This window comes from Undibacterium sp. 5I1 (genome assembly GCF_034314085.1).
Classification (GTDB): Bacteria; Pseudomonadota; Gammaproteobacteria; order Burkholderiales; family Burkholderiaceae_D; genus Undibacterium.
This window is the reverse complement of record NZ_JAVIWI010000001.1, coordinates 368,451-391,833: the sequence shown is the minus strand read 5'-3', so window position 1 is coordinate 391,833 and position 23,383 is coordinate 368,451. Positions and strand designations below refer to the sequence as shown.

Below are 23,383 nucleotides of genomic sequence, written 5' to 3'. Positions count from 1 at the left end.
GATTTAAGGCTGATTTACCCATGCAATCACGTCTTGCCATTGCGCTATATCTTTTTCTACTCTGGAAGGTGCAACATCCCACAAAGTCGCGCCGTGTGCTGCCAATTGAATATAGTTTTGGGTATCACGTAAATACGCTAGGACAGGTAAGCCTAGTTGTCCGACATAGTGCGCCAATTGATCCGACGCTCGGCTACGGCCATTGACTCGCATACCTAGCACGGCTAATTGGTAGTTCTTGTCCCGCTTATTGAGTTTTTTCAAAAAATCCTCCGTGGCGAGGATGTCAAAAATAGAAGGTTGCAGAGGGACAATCACCTTGTCCGCCAGTTTTAAGACCGCATCTAATTTACTGCCGCTTAAACCTGCAGGCGTATCCAATACGATATGTGTCGTCCCTTTAGGTGGTTTTGCAATATGACCGTCTTGGATTTCCCAGGCACTAATCGCTGGCAAACTGGCAGGGCGCAACGACAACCATGTGCGTGATGATTGCTGCTTGTCCGCATCGCCCAGCATCACCTTATGCCCTTGCGAGGCAAAGTATCCGGCCAGGTTAGTGGCGAAGGTACTTTTACCAACACCACCTTTAGGATTGACGATAGCGACTACAGGCATAGTGACTCCTCGTAACTGATAATGATGTTGAAGCTTAAGCTAAAACCAACAATAAAAGTGATGCTAAGAATTCAAATTATATAATCGCAACAAACAATCATTTTATGCAGGCACCAAGAGCGCCATTTGTTGCTGGGTGAGATAACACCATTCGCCCTCTTCCAAACCCAGAGACTGCAATGTTAGTTGTCCGACAGCAGTTCTGCTCAACGCCGCACAATGATTGCCGGCTGCTGCCAGCATGCGCTTGACCTGATGGTACTTGCCTTGCTCCAAGACGATCTCAAGCTGGTGATCAGAAAGCTGGCGGCAGGTTTGCGCTGCCAATGGCGCTGGTTCATCATGTAATTGCACGCCTGCCAATAGCTTTTCTACCAATTCGTTGGTGACAGGTTCCGCCGTGGTTGCAACATACACTTTGGGAATATGTCGTTTAGGCGAAGACTGGGCGTGGATAAATGGCCCATCGTCCGACATCAACAACATACCCGTCGTATCATGGTCCAGGCGGCCTACCGGCTGCACATCGCGCCACGAAAACTGTTCTGGCAAAAGGCTCAGTACACCGGGATGGTGGCTAGGTTTGCGTGAACATTCAAAATTAGCGGGCTTGTTGAGAACGATATAAATATGTTCACGATATTCCCACTCTTCATCAAAAATATGAAAAATCAGGCCATCGGTTTCCACGGTCGTTTTATAACTGTCCATGACTTCGCCAGCGATGCTCAGTTCGCCGTCATCGATTAGCTCGCGACAGTATTTTCGGGTGCCAAATCCTTGCGATTGCAGGATTTTATCTAGGGATAATTTACTCATGGGCGGCACTTTAACAGAAGCGAGGACGTCTGCAAAATTCAGGGTGTCAAATTGGTTTTTATTTTTTAAAAACAGTTAAAGGCAAGCTAATGATAAAGATGGTGCCTTGGTCGATGATGCTGTCAACGCTGATATGCCCATCGAGTACGCCAGTCACCAGGTTATACACAATATTGAGCCCTAATCCGCTACCACCCTGCCCTAATTTAGTAGTGAAAAACGGATCAAATATGCGTCCGAGATTGGCGGCGGGTATGCCTTTGCCATTATCGCTAACCACAATTTCCACTCTATCTTCTTCAAACAACTTGGCAGAAATATCCACCACACCGCGGGTGTCGCCTTCAAACGCATGAATAAACGCATTGTTAATCAGGTTGGTCAACACTTGCCCCAGAGGACCGGGGTAACTATCCAGAATAATTTTAGGCGGAATCGTATACACCACCTCATGCCGGGTCTTGCGTATGGTCGGACCAAGAGTCAGCACAATTTCTGCAATGGTTTCATCCAACACAAACAAACGACGATTGGCACTGGTCTGATCAACGGCAACTTGTTTAAAGCTGACGACTAGTTCGGACGCTTTACCAAGATTGCGCATCAAAATATCTGTGCCATTGCGCGTATTTTGTAAAAACTCGTCCAGAGTGGAACGCCGCATCCCAGTCTTCATCCCGGCGATGATTTGCTCGGTATGCTGCTGCAAAGTGCTGGCAATCGTCACGCTGGTACCGATGGGCGTATTGAGCTCATGCGCGATGCCTGCCACCAGGGAGCCGAGTGCGGCCATTTTTTCGGTGCGTAACAGCTCATGCTGCGCCCGCTGGAGATTCTCTAGCACGATCGTTAGCTCAGAATTGGCCACCTCGAGTGCGTTAGTTCGTTCTGATACCCTGCGCTCTAAACTGCTATTGAGGGTACGAATTTCTGATTCGTTATGCCGTTTTTCGGTGATATCTTCTTGCACCAGTACCAATAAAGATTCTTCACTCAGACGAATTAACCTGCCAGAAATATTACATAGCAGGATTTTTTCCTGATGACCACAATGTAGCCATGCTTCGTAATCATGGATCTCGCCATGATGTTCTACGTTTTGCATTACGGCATCTAAATCTTCTTTATTTCGCCACAGCGCAAGTTGTTTTTCTGGGCTGTTTAAGATGTCATCATGCGACCAGCCAAATTGCCTGACCCAGGCATCATTGACATCAATCATCGTGAAACTGGTTGTTTTACGAAATACCGTCATTGCAACTGGCGAGGCATGAAAAATCGCGGTGAATTTTTCTTCGGTAAAACGCAAGGCTTGCTCTGCACGCAAACGATCATTTAATTCTTGTTGGAGTATCTCATTTTTCAGATCGCGTTCTGAGAGCAAAGCGCCCAGATCAAGCCGCATTTTGTCCAGGCTATCGGCAAAGCTGCCAATCTCATCCTTGCGATGCCAGATCACCGCTTTGTCCAGTTTGCCACGCGCCAGATCGGCAGTAATATTTTGCAGTGCCTGCAATGGATGTACGATCCTGCGCTCAAATAACAGCAGGATAAAACCAAACGAAATTAAAACCTGCGCAAGGATTGCGCCGCCCAACTTCAAGAAATCAATCAGTAAATCGTGATCCAAACGCCCTGTACTCAGTTCGATAACGACCTTACCGATTTGCTTATTATTTAAAAAAATCGGACGTTCTTCATGCATGACCTCGCCGATGCGTCGCTCGGCGATTTCGCTATGCACAAACTGGCTTCGGGATTCATCTTCGACGGTGACTTGCAGAACTGCCGGGTCACGCATGACGGCTTTAACAAATTGGGTAGCAACTTCTTTATCGACATTCCAGACCGGAACCGCCATCGCGCTGGACAGCATATCCGCGTATTGCGACATTGGGGTACGCACACGTAGATCCAACTCACGCTCGTACCGATCCACCAGCAAAAATCGTCCGACGACCAAGGCTGGCAGTAAGATTCCTAATGCGACGCCTAAAATCAGAATTTGACGAAGTGAAAGTTTTCCCAACATGAGCCTTGTAGAGTTGCTTATAGAGTTGCCAGTTGCCATAGCCAGTTGCCATATACAGTTTTATTTTCGCTGCAAGGAAACGACTGGCATTCACCGAATTTTGCAGAGTTCGCCGTTAGCTATTTTTGCAAAAAGAGCCTGATTAACAGACATTCACTCAGATATATGCGTAGCGTCTTGAACACCTCAGTCACTTTTTTTACGCCAGAGCTGAATGTTATTTTCAATTAATTTATCCATCACATTCTGCTTGGTCAATTTGATCATTGCCTTCGCAACGCGCCCGCGCATTTCTCCGGTATTACATGGCGATTTGTGCGAGAAAGTTAAAAATAAGCCCTCATTACTAATCGCTGGCGTGACTATTTTTAAGCCGGTGATATTCAGCTTAGCCACGTAGGCGAGGCTTGGATCTTCCTCATAAATCAGATAATCTGAGCGCGATAAAGTCAACATTTTTAATGCTGATTCCAGACTAGCAACGGTAGCTATTTTCAATGATTCCTTAGCATAATGATCGAAATCGTCACCGAAGCTATTATTGATCACCGTGACTCCCTGTTTGCCCTGTAGATCGCTCCACTTCTTATAGTTGAGAGACCTATTTGCTTTTGTCCAGATTACAGAATGCGTTTCACGGAAAGCCGGATAAAAATAATCCATGTAATCCAGTCTGGGTTGAGTGAAAAAAGCTCCCGCAATCAAGTCAATACGACCAAGCTTAGCCTCCTCCTGCACGCGCCCCCAAGTACCAACATACTTGACTTCAATCGGTATGCCTAACTCTTTTGATAATAACTGCATTAAATCGGCATTTGCACCGATTAACCTGCTTTCATCGCTGGGGTCACGCCATAAATAAGGAGGATATTCTGGATTGCCTGCTGCAATCAACGCTTTACACGATTCAGCTTGCGCATTTGAACCAGAAAAACAGGCGCAAACCAAGGCGAGAACACTGAACAACTTTAGTCCTGACAGCGGCTGTATTTGCTTGTAGCTTAACATTGAGCAGTCCCTTGTTTTTATTGGGATAATGAGCGTCTAGTCTAACGACTGGATTTGGTATTTACAAGAACGATCTAGGCGTAGGGCAATAAAATACTAAGAAGCAACGAAAATGAGCAAGATAGAAAACTGAAATGTAAAGTTAGTTTCGCCACTATTGGCGATCCCATGATGACCCCAACCAAGACCTGTAAGCAAGCTTAGCCCTCGCTCCTGTCAATAGAGCAAACCTTGTGAGCTTATTAGTATCCACGAAGGCTCTGGTTACATTATCGATTGAAAATACTCTGCCCATCTCCAGCCTACGCAAATCACCTCGCTTGATCATCTCTGCAAATTTGCGTAAGTCGCTAACAAGAATACTCAAAAAATTAACGGCGGATAATGCTATCGCCACTGTTTCTGACCAGATCACCGCTACCGAATCCTGGATCATGGTCGAAATTAAAAGTGTTTTTATCGCCATTATCATATTGCACTGCGACTGCCCAGACTTTGGACGATTTTGCTTTTTGCTCAATTTTACGACCAGCATAGGCACCGCCAGCTGCACCAGCAACCGTTGCCAGATCGCGCCCGGTGCCATTACCGACCTGATTACCTAATAGTGCACCGGCCACACCGCCGGCAATTAATCCTAAAGCGCTGCCTTCTCCCTCTTTATCACTCACATTGACCGATAGCACACGACCGCAGCCAGCGCAGCTTGCGCCCGACTTGGTTGATACGGTGACTGCCTGCATATTCGATTTTGCGGTAGCCAATGCATTGTTATATTCGGTCTTGGCATCCCGCAGACATTGCATGCGCGAAGCGGATGTACTCTCTTCTGCACACAACTTTTTATCATCAGCATATCGAGTTGCCGCTCTTTTAGTATCTTCGGTATATTGCTGCTTAGAACTGATTGTTTGTGCATGAGCACCTATGTTTACACTTGAAAGTAGCAGGAACAACACAGGGAAAATTAAGGCGTTTTTTTTCATGTTAGAACTCCCGGATAAATTAAAGGATGGAAAAGCGAAGAACTTCCAGTAATACGGCATCATCAATAACAAGCATGTCAGCTTTGTCGTCGTATAAGCCAGTTCAGGTAAAACACGGCACAGAGCGCCGTCATTTTATGTAAAAGGCATGGCATACAATGTGCATACCTTTTTTAAGAATTATTTTTATAATTTGTTGAGCTTCTTGCAAAATACCCAAACCAGTAAAGTCGAGCATGGGTGTGGCCACTGTTGCGATTGGTTTTCTTGTTTGAAGCGGCACATGTGACATGAATTTGTGCCGGATTATCGTTTTATGGCGTGTCAATCCCTATGTGACCATCACTGCCCCTATGAACGTTGGGAAACGTTGTTTTTTTCGACTCTTTAAAAGCAAAGCTGTTACGTAAATAAACGCATCAACTGATCTGCGGTCAATACCAATAAACCAAACATCAAATGCGACATCACTTTTTCGCTACCACGCACCCGTACTGTCGTGCCACCAAATTCGTCTTTCAGCCTGCCATTGGTACGTTCAGCTTGCGTGCGTTCTTTATAACGCTGTTGTTCATGCGGGGCGAACGGTTTCTTCTCCCCGCCGCGTGCGTTGTGATCAATTAATGGCACGTGGCCAAGACTTTTGCTGTGTGCCCTTAACTCTTCACTGCAATACGCTGCATCCATCAAATCGTACAAATTCGTTACTCGTGCGGCCGTCATCGTTGCTAACGGCACCGCCGTTTGACTATCGTGCACCGAGGCGCTGGTCAATAGCGCACTGATGGCAACGCCGCAGTCAGCGGTGTCGATATGCAGCTTGTAGCCGTTCCAACTCACTTTATAACCTTGCGCATTGCATTTAGTGCCGCGGTCACACTCTTTGGGTAAAGCATTGACGATGCTCGGTAAAGTTTGCGTCAACTGCCAGCCTATCTTGGTCACTTTCTCTTCCTTTGGCGGCCTTATCTCGCCTTTCTTTGGCCGTCCACGGCGCTGCTTTTGGGCCTTTTCTACGGAAACAACTTTCATGTGTTTCTTCGGCTTCTCGCGCGCCGCAATCGCCGTGCCGTCACGGCTGATGTGTCCAATGAGGCTGTCGCCTAAATAACTCTTGATCAGCGCTTCGTGCACTTTCTCCGCTAATTTGGCTTGGGCAAATTCGCCAAAGGCGCGCGAAAAAGTGGCTTCATTCGGAACTTCTTTCCACATCTCAAAGCCGCACAGCCGTTTTAAACTGCGATCCATCGTCAATCGTTCTATTAAGGCCGCTGTTGTATTGAGCCCCAACACAGCTTTGGCGATGAAGGCGCTGGCCAATGCACCACGGTCATGCGGTTTGCGTCCTATCCCTTGCCATTGGTCCGACACAAATTCTTCGATGCGCACCCAGTCTAGTACATGAATCAATTTTTCCAGCTTCGGCGTCAGTGACCCGCATTGCTGTTTTATCTCCGGTAGCAAATCGTGTTGCAGTAAATTCCAGCGTTGCATTATCAGCAGGCGTTGTGTAGGATTCATAGCGGAGCGCAGATGGTTGTTTAGTCACTTTCATCTTGCCAGAAATGGCCGCTCCTTTCTCATCTATTTTGCGCTTCTCGCAATAAAATTACTCTCCGGTGTTTCGTTTTGCAAGAACCTCTGTTTTTATAAAATATTTTGATGAAACACGAACACAATAGCACTATAGAAGCGCAATGCAAAAAACATGCGCACCGAAAAACATCCCAGCTTTCGTTATAGCAAACTCATGCGTACCCTGCACACAAAAATTCAACACACAGATCATATCGATGGCGAATTAGTTTTACCTTTTCAGATACGCGAAAAAAGTCGCTTTCGCGCTACCCTCACTTCAGGCGAGGATATTGCCTTACTCACGGTGCGTGGTAGCGTCTTGCGCGATGGCGATCTGATCACTAGCGAAGACGGCTTCGTCGTCAAAATCGTCGCTGCGGCAGAACCGACTTATAAAGTCGTTTGCGATTCGGCCCAGGCTTTGTTGCGCTGTGCGTTCCATTTAGGTAACCGGCACACACAAGCTCAGGTTGGTGATGGTTTTTTACGTATCCGTCACGACAATGTACTTAAAGAGATGTTAGAAGGTTTGGGCGCTCAGGTAGAGGAAGAACTTGCTGCATTTGAGCCAGAAGCCGGTGCCTATGGCGGTGGTCATCATCATGGCGACGACGGTCATCCGAACAATCCACTTGCACCTATCCCGCTACGTCAAAAAATACATCGTCCCTCTGACAAAAACTAACACTGCCAGCTAATGATACAAACCACTGCATTGCTGCACTTGCTGCAACTGGCCAGCCCTTCTCTGCCGGTTGGCGCATATAGCTATTCTCAAGGCTTAGAGAGTGCGATTGAACAAGGTCTGGTGAAAAATTCAGCCACTGCCAGACTATGGATATCGCAGCAATTAGTCGAGGTGCTAGCCTGTTTTGAAGCGCCGATTTTGTGGCGACTGCTGCACGCTTTTGAAAAACGCGATCAGGCTGCGGTCAGTCTGTGGACAGAACGGTTTTTAGCCGCGCGAGATACTGCAGAATTTCGGGCGGAGACAGTACAAATGGGCTATTCACTCGGCAAGCTATTGGTAGATTTAAAACTGGACGATAGCCAAGTTGATCCGGCATTGCTTGCGTGTTTGCAAAGTCTGGCCGAAGTACCCTTTCCGACTGCATTAGCTTGCAGTGCGGTTGCGTTGAAAGTACCTGCCGAGGCAGCATTACTCGGCATGTTATTTTCATGGGCAGAAAATCAGGTGCTAGTGTGCGTCAAATCCGTGCCACTGGGACAAGTCGCGGGACAAGCCCTGTTACTCAGTTTGACTGAGGCATTAGAGGCGGCGGCAAAAACCGCGCAAACTCTGAACGACGATGAATTATCCAGCTGGGCGCCAGGATTATCTCTGCTATCGATGCAACATGAAGTGCAATATAGCCGTCTATATCGCTCCTAACGCCAACATCATACTTACCGAATTTAAATTTTTGAGAGTCCATATGAATTCCGATTTCAATACCCAAATCAGTACTCAAATCAACACGCAAACCAATTCAAAAATAAGTGCACAAGCATCAAATCCATTGCGCGTCGGCATCGGCGGCCCGGTAGGTTCGGGCAAAACGGCACTGTGTGAAATGTTATGTAAGGCCATGCGTGACGACTACGAGATGGCGGTCATCACTAACGACATCTACACCAAAGAAGATATGGAAATCCTGTTACGCGCAGATGCCTTACCGGCAGAACGTTTGATGGGCGTAGAAACCGGCGGCTGTCCACACACAGCGATCCGCGAAGATGCGTCCATCAATCTGGAAGCAATCTCACGAATGTGCGCTGATTTCCCTAACCTAGATTTAATTCTGGTGGAATCTGGCGGTGATAATCTGGCCGCAACTTTTAGCCCCGAATTGTCTGACTTAACGATCTATGTCATCGACGTCGCTGGTGGGGAGAAAATCCCGCGAAAAGGAGGCCCTGGCATAACCCGCTCTGACCTGTTGATCATTAATAAAACAGACTTGGCGCCGCATGTCGGAGCCAACTTAGACATCATGGCGCAAGACGCCAAACGTATGCGTGGTGATCGTCCGTTTATTTTTACAAATTTAAAAACGGGTGATGGGGTGACGCAAATAAGGGAGTTTATTTGCAGGGAGGGTTTGTTTAAAAATTGAATACCTTGACAAGGTAATTAATATGACCAAATAGTAAAACCGTGACTTATTCAGTCGCAAAAAAAAATGAGCCGATGTGGCTCATTTTTTTACCTTGGATTCAGATTACAACTTAGACTGAATCAATTTACCCAACTTCTCAATCCCTTCATTAATCCGCTCTGGCGATACGGTCACAAAGCTCAAACGCAAGGTATTTGTGGCCGGATTATCTGCATAAAACGGCGCACCAGGAACGAATGCCACATTCTGCGCAATCGCTTCATCCAATAACTGTTTGCTATTGACGTGCGCAGGCAAGGTCACCCAGATAAACATACCACCCTCTGGACGCGTCCATGTCACGCTGACTGGAAAATGCTTTGTCATCGCGGCCAGCATCACATCGCATTGACCGGAGTAAAAGCTACGGATCGTTGGAATATGCTCACCCAGGAAACCATCTTTGATTACTTCATACACGACCATCTGAGTTAATGTCGATGTATGTAAATCGGCGGCCTGTTTTGCTTGCTCTAATTTACGGATCAACGGCGCCGGACCGACGACATAACCGAGACGAATACCAGGCGTAAGGATTTTGGAGAACGAACCCATGTAGATCACGCCATCGGGATTCATCGTCAGCATTTTTGGTAAAGGCTCACCGCTGTAACATAAATCGCCATACGGATTATCTTCAATCAAAGGCAAACCCAGACGTGCGCAGGTGTCGACCAACTTATAGCGACGTTCAACTGACAACGTCAAACCGGTCGGATTCTGGAAATTAGGCAAGGCATACAATAAACGCGCGCCCTGTCCTTTTGCCGCAACTGACGACGGCAACAAACCATGCACATCACCATCCACAGAAACATACTCAGGCTGGTACAAAGAAAACGCCTGCAAAGCACCGAGGTAAGTCGGTGTCTCGACCAAGATCTTGCTACCCTTGTCGATCAACACTTTACCGAGCAAATCCAGACCTTGTTGTGAACCCGAGACCATCAAAATCTGTTCTGGCGAAATTTTAGTCACATCGTTGGACAAAGAATCCGCGATGAATTGACGCAAAGGCGCATAGCCATCGGTCGGTCCGTATTGCAATGCCGACTTTCCTTGCTTGGATAAAACCAGATCAAACGCTGCCCGCATACGGTCGATTGGAAACGTCTCTGGTGACGGCAAACCACCGGCAAAAGAAATCACTTCTGGACGCATCGTGACTTTCAAAATTTCACGGATCACGGAGCCTTGCAACTGCTCTGCACGCTCAGAAAATTTCCACTGCATGGGGCTAGGATTTTCAAGTTTCATACTGGTCTCATTCACTCTGTATTTTTATGTTGTACTGTTTTTATAATCGGTCAATTGTCTGCATTACTCTAAATTAATCTGAATCACTTAAGGTAATTTTGAGTTGATCCAACTAGGCAATCTCAGCAATCAATTCAATTTCAACGCAAGCGCCCATCGGGATTTGTGCTACGCCGAAAGCGGAACGGGCATGCTTGCCTTGTTCACCAAAAATCTCACCAAACAATTCTGACGCGCCGTTTGTGACTAAATGCTGTTCTGTAAAGTCGCCTGTGGAATTGACCAGACTCATGACTTTTACAATCCGTTTAACGCGATTCAGGTCGCCACCACAAGCTGCTTGCAGGGTAGCAATCAAATCAATCGCCACCGCACGCGCAGCAGCTTTGCCTTCTTCCGTACTAATATTTTTGCCCAATTGGCCGACCCATACCTTGCCGTCTTTTTTTGCGATATGACCGGATAAAAACACAGTGTTACCAGTTTGTGCATACATAACATACGCAGCGGCCGGCACAGCGACTGCTGGTAACTCAATATTCAAAGCTTGGAGTTTTTCGTAAAACGACATGGTGATTTCCAAAAAAGTTGTGGCGTATGCCTGACTCGGTGCAATGTAATGCAAAAAGCAATCTCGGCAATAACTAAACTACCTGATGAAATTGCTAATGAGAACCAAGGCAAGTGCCTGATTTTATAGAGTGAAGCGGAACAATTGTTTTCACTGACAGACCTCCATTGTAAGCCCCTCATCACCCGATTAACACCCCCAATTACAGACGATCCGCTTGATTTAATTTGGAGGCCTGTCTCTTTTCAACACGACTACCGATGATTCTTCATCGGTCTGCCGATTGCCAATAACGCTATCGCTGCCAGCCAATTGGTATTGGGCGAGAATTCGTCGCTTATATCGTCGCTTATATCGTCGCTTATATCGTCACTGACATCATCGACTGCGTCATCACTTATAAAGTCAGCATCCACATCGCCGTCAACGCTAATGCCAATCCCATCACGAGATTAAAATTTCTCAGACGATTACCGACTAGCAACCAGTTGCGCAAACTTTGCCCCATCCATGCCCAAGCGAGAATACTCAGCGCACTCGGAATGGTAAATCCCAGACTCATCCAAGCCATACGGACAACAAAATCAGCATGCCCTATGGCATAAGTTGAGGTCGCGGCAACCAGCATCATCCATGCTTTGGGGTTGACGATCTGAAACAATGCAGCTTGCGGAAGACTTAAAGGTTTAATCGCATCGCTGGACGACAACTGGCGTGAGAAACACAGCTTAAAAGCCAGGTACAAAAGATAAGCAATACCCGCCAGCTTCATACCCCAGACCAGATAGGGGCTGGCTTGCAAAATAGCGATGCCGCCCAAACCGACCACCCACATCAGCACCACAAAGCCGATTGGCACACCCGCCACCTGTGGTAAGGCGGCACGCAGTCCATGATTAACACCAGTGGTTGCAGCGATTGCCACATTAGGGCCAGGCGTAAAAGAAGCGATCCAGGCAAAGGTGGTAAAAGCCAGCACTTCAGCAAATTGTATTTGAGCAAACGGCATCACGGACTTCCTATTCAATAAAATATACTAGAGGGGTGTAATTTTTAATGTCCAATGATTATTTGGACAATAAGGTATATTTATTCATATACTCCCCTATTTTTTACTTTTTTCTTTATGGGTATAAGGCAAATATTTTCAGCATCGTCGGGGGGCGCTATGCATACCGCTTCATCTCGCAACTCCCCCAATCTCACCGCGGGTCGCAAATTGTTTCCGCCCTGATTGCGTCATCGGTGCGCCGGAAGGACACTGCAGGCTCAAACTGTTTACTCAAGACCAAGCCTGAACTCTGATGAGTTAAGGGCGTTTGCTCAGGCAAGCTATTTTCGATAACAGGACAAATTTGGATCTCACTAGCTTGACGATCTGCCTCAATTACCACTCGTTTCAGCGGCGGTATCATCAAACTCTGCCCTTTCGATAACCAGTAATCATAGGCATCATTCTCGATCGTAATCCACACCAAACCGCATTCGATTTGCAAGCACAGCGCCGATTCGGCAGACACAGATAACAAGCCATTTGGTGGTAGCGTCAGTAATGTATTGGCGGTGAGAATTTTCATAGCATTCCTTGCGGATTGGTGTAGGAGTTGTGCTATCCTAGCCGCAAAAACCAATACAGTACCAGTACAATAAAAACGATAATTCACGCACTGTTACGGTCTTTTTCCCGATACACCTATCTGATTGGCAGGCATCCTATGATTAACGGTAGCAGGAATAGCGATACAAATGGCAGTACGAGTGGCGACAAGAACCGAGGCACAAATGTGAGCACAATCGGAAGCACAAATCGAAGCATAGTTTCGCGCGATTCTGGCGGCTCTCTGGTCGAGCAAATTGTCCGTAACGTTGCTACCCGTATCGACGACAAATTGCTACGCACCGGTGCGCGGATGCCGTCGATCCGGCAGTTTGCGGACGAACAGCGCGTATCTCGCTTTACAGTGGTTGAGGCTTACGACCGACTGGTCGCCAAGGGTTATCTGGAATCACGTCGCGGCTCGGGCTTTTTTGTGCGTGAGCGTGCGTCGATGATCAACAGCAATAACGCTCATAATGCCGCAGAGGCTTTGCCATCAGGGCAACAACTCGATGTGGTGTGGCTGGTGCGGAATATGTTCCGCCAATTGCCGCCGCAAAAAATGCCGGGCGCCGGTCTGCTACCGCATGACTGGCTGGATGGTGAACTGGTCGCCAACGGCTTGCGTGCGATCAGCCGTCTCAATCAAAACCTGCTTTTACACTACGGTACGCCACAGGGATTTTTACCGCTGCGCCAGCAACTGCAACTGAAATTAGCTGAACTGGAAATCGCCGCAGCACCAGAGCAAATCATCATGACGACCGGCGTGACGCAGGCGCTGGATTTGGTGGCACGCGAATTTACCCGCCCCGGCGACACGATTTTTGTCGATGATCCCGCCTGGTTTTTGATGTTTGCCTCATTTGCGATTTTGGGTGCCAAAGTGATTGGCATACCACGCTTGCATGACGGTCCCGATGTGGTCAAGCTAGCCGAGCTGGCGGCGCTGCATAAGCCCAAGCTCTATATCATTAATTCTGTCATGCATAATCCGACCTCCACGTCCCTGTCGGCGGCCAAGGCATTTCAGGTATTGAAGACGGCAGAAGAACATGATTTTATGGTGGTGGAAGATGATATTTACTGCGACATGCATCCCGGTCCCGCGGTACAAGCGGCGACCCGCATTGCCGCCTTAGACCAATTAAACCGTGTGATTTATCTGGGTGGATTTTCTAAAACTCTCGCTGCCAATCTGCGCGTAGGATTTATCGCCACCTCACATGAATTAGCCGTGCGCTTGTCTGACCGTAAGATGTTATCCACGCTGACTACGACAGAAATCGGTGAGCGTGTCGTGTATAAAATTTTGTCGGAAGGTCACTACCGCAAACATGTCGACCGCATCCGCGTCAAACTAGATTCTGTTCGGGATGATGTGACTAAGCGGGTAGAAAATCTCGGGATGAAAGTTGATTACCGCACACCTGCCGGTATGTTTTTGTGGACTGATACCGGCTGCGATACCAATGTACTGACCGAGAAGGCAATGGAGCAAGGTTTTCTGCTAGCACCCGGTAGCTTGTTCTCCCCCAATCAACTGCCCTCCACCAAGATGCGCATCAACATTGCTGCGATGTCTGATCCTGATGTGTGGGCGTTTTTAGAGAAAGAAATTAAGTAATAGACCCTATTTCGCTGATATCCACCAGGCCTCACCTGCATGTGGCTTGCTCATGCTGAGTGGCTCCCCCATTTGCGGTGTGCTGATAGGAACATTCCGCGCCTCAGCCAAGGCTGTAATACGATCAAACGGCTCATGCCAGACATGTAGCGACAGATCAAACGTGCCATTATGAACCGGCAGCAAATGTTTACCGCGTAAGTCCAGATGCGCCTGCAAAGTCTGCTCAGGCTGCATGTGGACATCTGGCCACTGGTGATTGTAGGCGCCGGTTTCTATCATAGTCAGATCGAAGGGACCGAACTTATCGCCGATCTGTTTAAAGCCGTCAAAATAACCACTGTCACCACTAAAAAACAGCTTGAGATTCTGCTCGGCCTCGCCATGGGTTTCACGGATTACCCAAGACGCCCAAAGAGTTTGATTGCCATCGTTGAGACCGCGACCGGAAAAATGTTGTGCTGGCGTCGCCGTCAATTCAATCCCGTCAACAGTGGTGCTTTGCCACCAATCCAGTTGCTGTACTTTACTGGCGGCGATACCCCATTTAATTAAGGTATCACCCACACCTAGCGGCGTTAAGAAGTGTTCGACTTTGTCGGCCAGTTGTAACACTGCAGCATAGTCCAGATGATCATAATGATCGTGCGACAAAATCACGCCCTTGATCGGCGGCAGATCCGCAATACTGATCGGTGGCTGATGGAAACGTTTTGGACCCATCCACTGGAACGGTGATGCCCGCTCGGAAAATACAGGATCAGTCAGCCAAAACTCACCGCGCAGTTTTAGTAATAAAGTGGAATGACCAAGGCGGAATAAAGATTGATCCGGCGCGGCTAGTAACTGTTCACTCGTCAGAGTTTGTACAGGGATTTGTCCTGCCGGTATGGTATTGGCTGGTTTATTAAAAAGGAAGGTCAAGGCGATTTGCAATGTTTTGAAAAAGCTGGTCCTTTGTATCTGTACTGGATTTCGATACTTGCCGTCCTCATGCCGCAGATAGCGCATCTTATCTTGAGTATTCTCAGTGCCAACAGTGTTTAACCCTGCCTTACTTGAGCCGTTCGCCGGAAATGTGCCAATTGCCATAATCAGATGTCCTGTAAGCAAAATAAAATCGAAAGTACAAACCATTACATCGAACCGAAATTATCGGCAAAACCCTACGCATACCAATAATTACACTACACAGTGTAGTTTTAAATTCTTAAAAAGTAAACTACCTAGTGTAAAATAATTTAATTCTCTTTTTGCCACAATTTGACCTCAACGCTACATTACCGCCATGCCAAGTCCAAAACGCCTTACCGACCGCAAGCGCGAAGCGATCTTGCAAGCCGCTATTATCGAATTCCGAACTCACGGTTTTGAAGCCACCAGCATGGATAAAATCGCCGCCAGCGCCGAGGTTTCTAAGCGCACGGTTTATAACCATTTCCCCAGCAAAGATGATCTGTTCGCTGCGATCTTATTACAGCTATGGCAAAACAGCGCCAGCCAGCGCGAGGTGGTTTATCGCACCGACATCTCCTTGCGTGATCAGCTAATCGACTTGATGCAAGAAAAAATGCAGATGCTCAATGATGAGCACTTTATCGCGTTGGCACGTGTCGCTATTGCGGCCACCATCCACGCGCCAGACCGCGCACAAGAGATGGTCGCAAAATTAGGGGAAAAAGAAGAAGGCGTCACAGGCTGGATCAGAGCAGCGCAAGCCGATGGCAAACTCAAACCGGCCGATCCTATATTTGCAGCCCACCTGCTACAAGGTCAATTAAAAACCTTCGCATTCTGGCCGCAAATCACCATGGGTCAAGCGCCTTTGGATAAGGCTGCTCAAGTGCAAATCGTAGAGGCTGCGGTGGATATGTTTTTGGCTTATTTGGGTCAGTCTTAAAATCTTGCAACAGCGTTGTTTATTAGCTCAGCAGTCAGTACGAGCCGTCCACTCACATCAACGCAATCAAATTGTGTGATAAATTCATGCCTTGGTTTTATCCTGCTTGCCATTTCATTTTTATCGATCACTCAAAGCTACCCGTGCAAGCCACATTCAATACGATGACAAACGCCTCTACTTCCATCTGCGCATCCGCAACAGCGCGCCGGTTGCTTGTCGCACTCAGCTTGTCATGTACACACATATGCAGTGACAAGCTTTGTTGTCGCTGTTGATCCTGATCTAGTCACAACCACTCCAAAAATTCACCGTTTTTTAGCTGTAGCAATCATGGTGTACGTCTGCTGTTTATTTTCGATTTTTTATACTCACTATGCATCTCTATCTCTATGACAACTGGGAGCGTCAGCTTCGCCAATTTACTCCACTGCGCCAGGATTGGGTTGGTCTGTATTGCTGCGGACCTACCGTGTATGACTATGCGCATATCGGTAATTTACGCACTTATTTGTTTGAAGATATTTTACGTCGCACCTTAGAATTTAACGGTCACCAGGTCCGTCATGTCATCAACATCACTGACGTTGGTCATCTAGTATCCGATGCGGATGATGGCGAAGACAAAATGGAAAAAGGCAGCCGCAAAGTGGGAGAATCTGCCTGGAACATTGCGGAAAAATTTACTAGCGCGTTCAAAGCCGACTTGCTCAGCCTGAATATGCTGCCCCCTACCATCTGGTGCAAGGCAACTGATCATATCGCCGAGCAAATCGACTTTATTGCCACCATAGAACAAAAAGGCTACACCTACACCACCAGCGACGGCGTATATTTCGACACATCCAAACAAGATGATTACGGCTACCTGGCACGACTCAATCGAGACGGTATTGAAGCCGGCATCCGTGTTGATCTGGGTGAAAAAAAACACCCCACCGATTTCGCGCTATGGAAATTCAGTCCGGCAAATGAACAGCGTCAGATGGAATGGGATAGCCCTTGGGGACGTGGTTTTCCAGGCTGGCATATTGAGTGCTCTGCGATGGCTAGCAAATATCTGGAACCGTGGTTTGACATCCATTGCGGCGGAGAAGATCACATCGCGATTCATCACAGCAACGAGATTGCACAGAACCAAGCCTGCCACGGCACCCGTCTTGCTAACTACTGGATGCATGGCTATTTTTTGCAAATCGATGCAGGAAAAATGTCTAAATCCAGCGGCGATTTTTTGCGTCTGCAAACTCTGATTGACCAGGAGATTGATCCGCTGGCATACCGGTTTTTATGCTTGTCAGCACACTATCGCAGCCAGATGAATTTTAGCTGGGATGCATTGGAAGCAGCTCAAACAGCGTTGGGCAGATTGCGCGATACTTACTTTGCATTACCTGAAGGTGGCGCGGCTGATAGCAATTATGTGACCCGCTTCCAGACTGAAATCAATCAAGACCTGAATCTCCCCAAAGCACTGGTCGTGGTGTGGGAAGTTCTCAAATCGGATTTGAACGACGCAGATAAAAAAGCGACTCTCGATCAATTTGATCTTGTCCTCGGATTGGGATTGGCGGAGTGGAAACCAGCGATACTCACCATACCCGCCGAGGTAACTGCGCTGGCAGAGCAACGTCAAATTGCCCGCACTACAAAGAACTGGGTAGAAGCGGACCGGCTGCGCGCAGCCTTGCATACATTGGGGTATGAGGTGGAAGATAAAGCAGATGGGATGAAGATAAAACCTAGAAACGGCAGTTGACCGCTCGTCAGTATAATTAAGTAGTTGATTCAATTGACTGATGCTAGGGTTTTCACCATCACCGTTCTGGTGAGAGCGCTACGAACGGATTAATTTAGATATGACCATGCTTCTTACTGCGACCAAGCGCCCGCCCTCGGAAAAATCGGATTTGCTAAGGTTCATCCGGCAAGATAGCTCTGTTAGTGAAATCGAGATGCCGCGCCAAGGTGTGCTGCCGCATGATCTGGTGCATTTTGTGGTGGAAACCGGGCTGAAACTCAGTGACGGTTTTTTAAGTCTGGTAGCGCAAGGTGCCGATGCACAGTTTGTCATGGAGCTGACCCACGACACTCAGCGCCGGGATGTTGAACGGGGCGCAGTGCAAGCCGAGGCGATTGTTGAGGCATTGCAGACACAACTCTGGAGCGGCAATTTTGATCACGACGCGTTTGCTTATGGGCTGCAAACTGCGGCTGAGGCACGCAATATTGAGGCGCCAGCAGTACCGGCGGAGAGTTTGGCACACACCTTATTCCAGCAAGCAGTGGAGCTAAACGCGATATGGTCGCAGATTAAACCATATGAAAAACTGGAACTCCGGTTTTAAACAAATCGCCACGACATCCCACGTTCAGCATCTATTTTTGTCTTTTCCATCTAAACTCTCTAATTCGCTTAATTAGAACAATAATTAAAAAAATGGGGAGTATTTTTAATTGTCCAGAGAATAATTGGACAATAAGGCTAATTTACCTTGTACTACTACCCAGTATATAAATTAGCTGCAATCAACATCTTGAAATATCCCAACTTAGCCGCATAACTGCCAAGCAAAATCTTTATGGATTTCATCAAGTCGGGACTTGCACAAAATCGCCCTGACAAAATCGGTATGAGCAGATCGTCAGGCGATGCTGTATGAGGTCGCCAGGGTAATTTTGTAAAGTCCTAAACTCATAAAAAATAGTAAGAGGGAATTATGTCCGACCAAAAACAAACAATGGGCTTCCAAGCCGAAGTCAAACAACTGCTGCAATTGATGATCCACTCGCTGTATTCCAACAAGGAAATTTTCTTGCGCGAATTGATCTCTAACGCATCTGATGCTGCCGACAAGCTGCGTTTTGAGGCGATCAACAATGCCGCCTTGTATGAAAGTGATCCTGAGCTCAAGATCAAAGTCAGCTTCGATAAAGCTGCACGCACCATCACCATCGCCGACAACGGCATCGGTATGACACGCGAAGAAGCCATTGCGCATCTAGGTACCATTGCCAAGTCAGGCACGAAAGAATTCTTTGGCAAACTGTCTGGCGACCAGCAAAAAGATGCTGCTATGATTGGCCAATTTGGTGTGGGTTTCTACTCTGGCTTTATCGTTGCGGACAAAATCACCGTTGAATCACGTCGTGCTGGCACTGCCGCCGACGCTGGCGTACGCTGGGAATCTGAAGGCGCTGGCGACTTTAGTGTAGAAGATATTACGAAAGCCGATCGTGGCACTTCAATCACTTTGCATCTGCGCGAAGGTGAAGATGATTTCCTCTCTTCATGGAAACTCAAGTCGGTAATCCGTACTTACTCCGACCATATCTCTTTGCCGATCTTGATGCAAAAAGAAGAGTGGGACGAAGAGAAAAAAGAACAAGTTACTAAAGACGAACTCGAAACAATCAATCAGGCCAGCGCTTTGTGGGCACGCAGCAAGAGCGACATCAAGCCTGAGCAATATGATGAGTTCTATAAACATATTTCACACGATTACAGCGCCCCGCTGACCCACACGCATAACCGTGTGGAAGGTCGCAGCGAATACACGCAATTGCTGTACATCCCTGCCCGTGCACCGTTCGACATGTGGGATCGTAACAAACGCGGCGGTATCAAGCTATATGTCAAACGCGTCTTCATCATGGACGATGCCGAACAGTTGATGCCGGTCTACCTGCGCTTTGTTAAAGGTGTGATTGATTCCAATGACTTGCCACTGAATGTCTCGCGTGAAATTTTGCAGGAAAGCCGTGACATCAAAGCGATTCGTGAAGGATCGACCAAGCGTGTATTAGGCATGCTGGAAGATTTGGCAAATGCAGAAGGTGATGGTGATTCACAAGCGAAGAAAGATAAATACGCTAGCTTCTGGACCGAGTTTGGTCAGGTACTCAAAGAAGGTATAGGCGAAGATGCGGGCAACAAAGAACGTATCGCTAAACTGCTACGTTTTGCTTCTACCCACAACGACAGCGATGCACAGACGGTATCTTTAGCTGATTATCTGAGCCGGGTTAAAGAAGGTCAGGAAAAGATTTACTACGTTACTGCCGACAATTACGGCGCTGCGAAAAATAGTCCTCATTTAGAAATTTTCCGCAAAAAAGGTGTGGAAGTTCTATTGCTGACTGACCGCGTTGATGAATGGATGCTGTCCTTCTTAAGTGATTTTGAAGGTAAAGAATTAGTCTCCGTTGCCAAAGGCGACCTGAACCTCGGCACACTCGAAGATGAAGCTGAGAAAAAACAGCACGAAGAGACCGAAACGCAGTTCAAGGATCTGGTTGAGAAGATGAAAACCGCGCTGGCAGATAAAGCCAAAGATGTACGCGTGACTTTCCGTCTGACCGACTCCCCTGCTTGTCTGGTAGCGGACGACAACGAGTTATCCGGCAACTTGATGCGCATGCTGAAAGCAGCAGGCCAGGCAGCACCGGAATCAAAACCGATTCTTGAAGTCAATCCAGATCATCCGTTAGTACAACGTTTAAAGTACGAAGAGAAGAAGTTTGACGACTGGGCCAATATCCTGTTTGATCAGGCAATGCTGGCAGAAGGTGGATCACTGGCAGATCCAAGCAGTTTTGTAAAACGTCTCAATGAAATGCTGTTGAACGTAGCAGCTTAGGTTTTTTACCTCAGGTTTTTACTTCAAGTTTTTACGTCAGATGACTATTTGATTAGTTTCAGTCAACTACTTCTAAAAAAGTAGCCCATAACAAGCCCGCCAATTTGGTGGGCTTGTTGTTTTGTGCTGAGCATGCGTGAAATGTAAAGAAACTGTAAAGCTTGAAAGACCAAGCACCCCTCGTTTTAATTTGTAATTTCTCGCTACAAGCGCCGCAAAAAATGAGCATTACAGGTAATATCACTGCATCGCAACAAAAACTCCCAATTGCCATGACTACACAAGAAAACGTTCTGATTCTCCAAGGTGGAGGTGCTTTGGGTGCCTACCAAGCGGGTGTTTTTGAGCAGCTTCATCAAAACGATATTCAGCTCGACTGGCTGATTGGCACTTCTATCGGCGCGATCAATTGCGCGCTGATTGCCGGCAATCCTCCAGAGAAGCGGGTTCAACAATTACGGGCCTTTTGGGAAAGCCTGGCACCGCCATTGGCGTCTAACCAACCCTGGTCGGTATTCACCCCTTTCTTGCAACAATGGGGTATCGCTAATACCTGGAGCAGCTGGACCAGTTCTAATGAGACGATGAACACTTTGACCAATGGTGTTCCTGGATTTTTTAAGCCACGGGTTGGTGCTGGTTGGGATATGAATGCCGCCGTAGACATAGGCCAAAACAGTTTTTATGACACGTCGCCTCTCAAAAAGACGCTAGAGAAAAATATCGATTTTCACTATCTGAATAAAAGCCCAATACGTATCAGTATTTGCGCGGTAGAAATTACCGGCGGCCAGATGACGACCTTCGATAGCAAGAAACAAAAAATAGGACCAGAACACATCATGGCGAGCGGCGCGTTGCCACCGGGTTTTCCGCCGGTAGAAATCGACGGAAAAATGTATTGGGACGGCGGCATCTACTCCAATACACCATTAGAGGTTTTGCTGGATGGAGCACTACAACGCGATGCGCTTTGCTTTATGGTTGACCTGTGGGACCCAAGTGAAGCAGCGCCGAAGACGATGGCAGAAGCATTGGCACGGTACAAAAATATTCAATACGCCAGTCGCTCAAAAGAACAACTAGCAACCCGTCGCCAACTGCAGAATCTGCAAAAAGCAATACGCGGTTTATCTGAAAAACTCTCTGCAGCGGAACGCAAAAAACCGGAAATACAAGCCTTGATGAAACTGGGCTGCGATCACACAATCAATGTCGTACATCTGGTGATGAAGGCGCAAGAACACGATCAGTATTTTAAAGATATCGACTTCAGTACAGAGACAATACAAAACCGCTGGCAGGCAGGACTGCATGATGCAGAGAGAGCTCTGCGTCACAAATCCTGGCTACAGCCGCCGGCACAACATACCGGGCTGATTATTCACGAGTTACCGCAAGAATGAGTGCCCACTACTGATATCGACAGGGTCGCCAACAACGAATATCTAAGAGCAGAGGTAAGGTTAGCTGAATGTGATCTTATCTTTGATCGTAATGTTTTTGCATTGTTGGTCTAATTCTCAGGCGACGAGATCCTTGCACATAAACACGCTTAGAGGGTCGTCGCGATAGTTTCCAAACCGACCACATACTACAAACCCAGCCTGAGCATAAAGACGCAAAGCTTCTGTGTGCCGTGGGCCGGTTTCCAGCATCACTTGCCGACACCCTGCTTTATAGGCAGCTGCCTCAAGCGAATGTAGCAATCGTTTAGCCAAACCTTGTCCCCGCTGAGTGGGATGCACATACATACGCTTGATCTCCCCATATTCTGGCGCCAAAACAAGCGCACCGCAGGCGACCGCGCGTTGGTCCAAATCGCGGGCAACAATGCAGATAAGTTGCAGCGCAGAGACCGCAGTCAAGTCGAGCGAATAGACGCTTTCTGCCGGATAAAGACTGTGCTGGTATGCATCAAGTTCAGCAATCAGAGTGAGCACGTCAGCCTGATCAGGCGACTCCACGTTCATGGTAAACAAAAGAAATATCGCTTAAATTGATTTGGAATAAATGGTGGTGGAGCACAACCCGCCTTGCGGCCATAAGGCATAGTCTGGAATACGCCCGCACATCTGCCAGCCAAGCCGCTCATATAAAGACTCTGCGCCACCACCTGTTGCCGTATCCAATACCAACACCGTTTTCCCTGCTGCCTGAGCTGCCTGTTCTGCGGCCTTCATGAGAGCTGCACCGAGTCCAAGGGAACGGGCCCGGCGATGTACCAGTAACTTAGAAATATCGCCGCGATGCGGTTGGTTTTCTGGCTGACTCAATATTGCCTGTACTGTTCCAATAATGGCACCTGCGCCTTCTCTGGCCACGAGCAAAAGTCGCTCTTGACGCGTCACACTCGCACCAACGTTCCGCCAGAATGCATCTGCCTTAGCGCGCGATAAGGGCTGCATAAAACTAACTGAGGCACCGCCTTCGACACAATCGATCAAGACATCGCACAATGCTTCTATATCCTCATGATCATCGAGCGCCTGCAATAACTGAATTGAATATTCAGAGGACGATTGAGGCGAGGTCGAATAGTCTATGGTCATCCTGGACTCCCGAAATAAACAAAAAATGATTTGGTCAAA

23 protein-coding genes are annotated in these 23,383 nt (G+C 47.6%); 9 read left to right on the top strand and 14 right to left on the bottom strand.

Going from position 1 to position 23,383, the window contains the following annotated elements; genetic code table 11:
* Nucleotides 1-3: 3 nt before the first annotated feature.
* The 6 genes from RGU72_RS01685 to RGU72_RS01660 form a co-directional block, all read right to left on the bottom strand.
* Entirely contained in the window at nucleotides 4-618 is a 615-nt protein-coding gene (locus tag RGU72_RS01685) for a ParA family protein (RefSeq protein WP_322118087.1), read from the bottom strand.
* A gap of 102 nt (nucleotides 619-720) precedes the next feature.
* Nucleotides 721-1,437 carry a 16S rRNA pseudouridine(516) synthase gene (locus RGU72_RS01680; protein WP_322118086.1) on the bottom strand — a complete coding sequence of 239 codons (717 nt, stop codon included), beginning with the start codon at nucleotides 1,435-1,437 and terminating at the stop codon, nucleotides 721-723.
* 58 nt (nucleotides 1,438-1,495) lie between these two features.
* Complete coding sequence (locus RGU72_RS01675) at nucleotides 1,496-3,466, bottom strand: ATP-binding protein (protein WP_322118085.1); 1,971 nt, start codon at nucleotides 3,464-3,466, stop codon at nucleotides 1,496-1,498.
* Nucleotides 3,467-3,655: 189 nt separating this feature from the next.
* On the bottom strand, nucleotides 3,656-4,477 hold the full coding sequence (locus tag RGU72_RS01670; protein ID WP_322118084.1) for a substrate-binding periplasmic protein: 822 nt from the start codon (nucleotides 4,475-4,477) through the stop codon (nucleotides 3,656-3,658).
* Nucleotides 4,478-4,848: 371 nt separating this feature from the next.
* Nucleotides 4,849-5,463: a glycine zipper 2TM domain-containing protein gene (locus RGU72_RS01665; RefSeq protein WP_322118083.1), complete on the bottom strand. Its 615-nt coding sequence runs from the start codon at nucleotides 5,461-5,463 to the stop codon at nucleotides 4,849-4,851.
* A gap of 402 nt (nucleotides 5,464-5,865) precedes the next feature.
* Nucleotides 5,866-6,984, bottom strand: coding sequence for a transposase (locus tag RGU72_RS01660; RefSeq protein WP_322117783.1), 1,119 nt, complete (start codon nucleotides 6,982-6,984; stop codon nucleotides 5,866-5,868).
* A gap of 229 nt (nucleotides 6,985-7,213) precedes the next feature.
* Between RGU72_RS01660 and ureE the strand changes: the two genes are divergently transcribed.
* The 3 genes from ureE (at nucleotide 7,214) to ureG (ending at nucleotide 9,158) form a co-directional block, all read left to right on the top strand.
* Nucleotides 7,214-7,726, top strand: coding sequence for an urease accessory protein UreE (gene ureE, locus RGU72_RS01655; protein WP_322121531.1), 513 nt, complete (start codon nucleotides 7,214-7,216; stop codon nucleotides 7,724-7,726).
* A gap of 15 nt (nucleotides 7,727-7,741) precedes the next feature.
* Nucleotides 7,742-8,434: an urease accessory protein UreF gene (locus RGU72_RS01650; protein WP_322121530.1), complete on the top strand. Its 693-nt coding sequence runs from the start codon at nucleotides 7,742-7,744 to the stop codon at nucleotides 8,432-8,434.
* A gap of 103 nt (nucleotides 8,435-8,537) precedes the next feature.
* Nucleotides 8,538-9,158, top strand: a complete 621-nt coding sequence (gene ureG / locus RGU72_RS01645) for an urease accessory protein UreG (protein ID WP_322121529.1) — start codon at nucleotides 8,538-8,540, stop codon at nucleotides 9,156-9,158.
* A gap of 105 nt (nucleotides 9,159-9,263) precedes the next feature.
* On the opposite strand, the gene RGU72_RS01640 is transcribed toward ureG, so the two are convergent.
* The 4 genes from RGU72_RS01640 to RGU72_RS01625 form a co-directional block, all read right to left on the bottom strand.
* Entirely contained in the window at nucleotides 9,264-10,457 is a 1,194-nt protein-coding gene (locus RGU72_RS01640; protein ID WP_322118082.1) for a PLP-dependent aminotransferase family protein, read from the bottom strand.
* A gap of 112 nt (nucleotides 10,458-10,569) precedes the next feature.
* Entirely contained in the window at nucleotides 10,570-11,028 is a 459-nt protein-coding gene (locus RGU72_RS01635) for a RidA family protein (protein ID WP_322118081.1), read from the bottom strand.
* 397 nt (nucleotides 11,029-11,425) lie between these two features.
* Nucleotides 11,426-12,037, bottom strand: coding sequence for a LysE family translocator (locus tag RGU72_RS01630; RefSeq protein WP_322118080.1), 612 nt, complete (start codon nucleotides 12,035-12,037; stop codon nucleotides 11,426-11,428).
* A 193-nt stretch (nucleotides 12,038-12,230) separates the two neighbouring features.
* Complete coding sequence (locus RGU72_RS01625; RefSeq protein WP_322118079.1) at nucleotides 12,231-12,605, bottom strand: DUF2917 domain-containing protein; 375 nt, start codon at nucleotides 12,603-12,605, stop codon at nucleotides 12,231-12,233.
* 138 nt (nucleotides 12,606-12,743) lie between these two features.
* On the opposite strand from RGU72_RS01625, the gene RGU72_RS01620 reads away from it, so the two are divergent.
* Nucleotides 12,744-14,252 (top strand): PLP-dependent aminotransferase family protein, encoded by a 1,509-nt coding sequence (locus RGU72_RS01620; RefSeq protein WP_416200093.1) that lies wholly within the window; start codon nucleotides 12,744-12,746, stop codon nucleotides 14,250-14,252.
* 6 nt (nucleotides 14,253-14,258) lie between these two features.
* On the opposite strand, the gene RGU72_RS01615 is transcribed toward RGU72_RS01620, so the two are convergent.
* Complete coding sequence (locus RGU72_RS01615) at nucleotides 14,259-15,263, bottom strand: MBL fold metallo-hydrolase (RefSeq protein WP_322121528.1); 1,005 nt, start codon at nucleotides 15,261-15,263, stop codon at nucleotides 14,259-14,261.
* A gap of 277 nt (nucleotides 15,264-15,540) precedes the next feature.
* Here RGU72_RS01615 and RGU72_RS01610 point away from each other — a divergent pair, with 277 nt between their 5' ends.
* The gene (locus RGU72_RS01610) at nucleotides 15,541-16,152 is read left to right on the top strand and encodes a TetR/AcrR family transcriptional regulator (protein WP_322118077.1); all 612 of its coding nucleotides are present in this window, start codon (nucleotides 15,541-15,543) and stop codon (nucleotides 16,150-16,152) included.
* Nucleotides 16,153-16,279: 127 nt separating this feature from the next.
* Here the strand turns inward: RGU72_RS01610 and RGU72_RS01605 are convergent, their stop codons facing one another.
* Nucleotides 16,280-16,411 carry a hypothetical protein gene (locus tag RGU72_RS01605; RefSeq protein ID WP_322118076.1) on the bottom strand — a complete coding sequence of 44 codons (132 nt, stop codon included), beginning with the start codon at nucleotides 16,409-16,411 and terminating at the stop codon, nucleotides 16,280-16,282.
* Between the two features lie 117 nt (nucleotides 16,412-16,528).
* Between RGU72_RS01605 and cysS the strand changes: the two genes are divergently transcribed.
* The 4 genes from cysS to RGU72_RS01585 all read left to right on the top strand — a co-directional run bounded on the left by cysS (nucleotide 16,529) and on the right by RGU72_RS01585 (nucleotide 22,198).
* The gene (gene cysS, locus RGU72_RS01600) at nucleotides 16,529-17,911 is read left to right on the top strand and encodes a cysteine--tRNA ligase (protein ID WP_322118075.1); all 1,383 of its coding nucleotides are present in this window, start codon (nucleotides 16,529-16,531) and stop codon (nucleotides 17,909-17,911) included.
* Between the two features lie 100 nt (nucleotides 17,912-18,011).
* Complete coding sequence (locus RGU72_RS01595) at nucleotides 18,012-18,500, top strand: hypothetical protein (RefSeq protein WP_322118074.1); 489 nt, start codon at nucleotides 18,012-18,014, stop codon at nucleotides 18,498-18,500.
* 372 nt (nucleotides 18,501-18,872) lie between these two features.
* Nucleotides 18,873-20,792 (top strand): molecular chaperone HtpG, encoded by a 1,920-nt coding sequence (gene htpG / locus RGU72_RS01590; protein ID WP_322118073.1) that lies wholly within the window; start codon nucleotides 18,873-18,875, stop codon nucleotides 20,790-20,792.
* A gap of 272 nt (nucleotides 20,793-21,064) precedes the next feature.
* Nucleotides 21,065-22,198 (top strand): patatin-like phospholipase family protein, encoded by a 1,134-nt coding sequence (locus tag RGU72_RS01585; RefSeq protein ID WP_322118072.1) that lies wholly within the window; start codon nucleotides 21,065-21,067, stop codon nucleotides 22,196-22,198.
* Nucleotides 22,199-22,315: 117 nt separating this feature from the next.
* Here the strand turns inward: RGU72_RS01585 and RGU72_RS01580 are convergent, their stop codons facing one another.
* Together RGU72_RS01580 and RGU72_RS01575 are read right to left on the bottom strand one after the other, a co-directional pair.
* On the bottom strand, nucleotides 22,316-22,765 hold the full coding sequence (locus tag RGU72_RS01580) for a GNAT family N-acetyltransferase (protein ID WP_322121527.1): 450 nt from the start codon (nucleotides 22,763-22,765) through the stop codon (nucleotides 22,316-22,318).
* Nucleotides 22,766-22,786: 21 nt separating this feature from the next.
* Nucleotides 22,787-23,344 carry a GNAT family N-acetyltransferase gene (locus RGU72_RS01575; RefSeq protein ID WP_322118071.1) on the bottom strand — a complete coding sequence of 186 codons (558 nt, stop codon included), beginning with the start codon at nucleotides 23,342-23,344 and terminating at the stop codon, nucleotides 22,787-22,789.
* Between the last annotated feature and the right edge of the window lie 39 nt (nucleotides 23,345-23,383).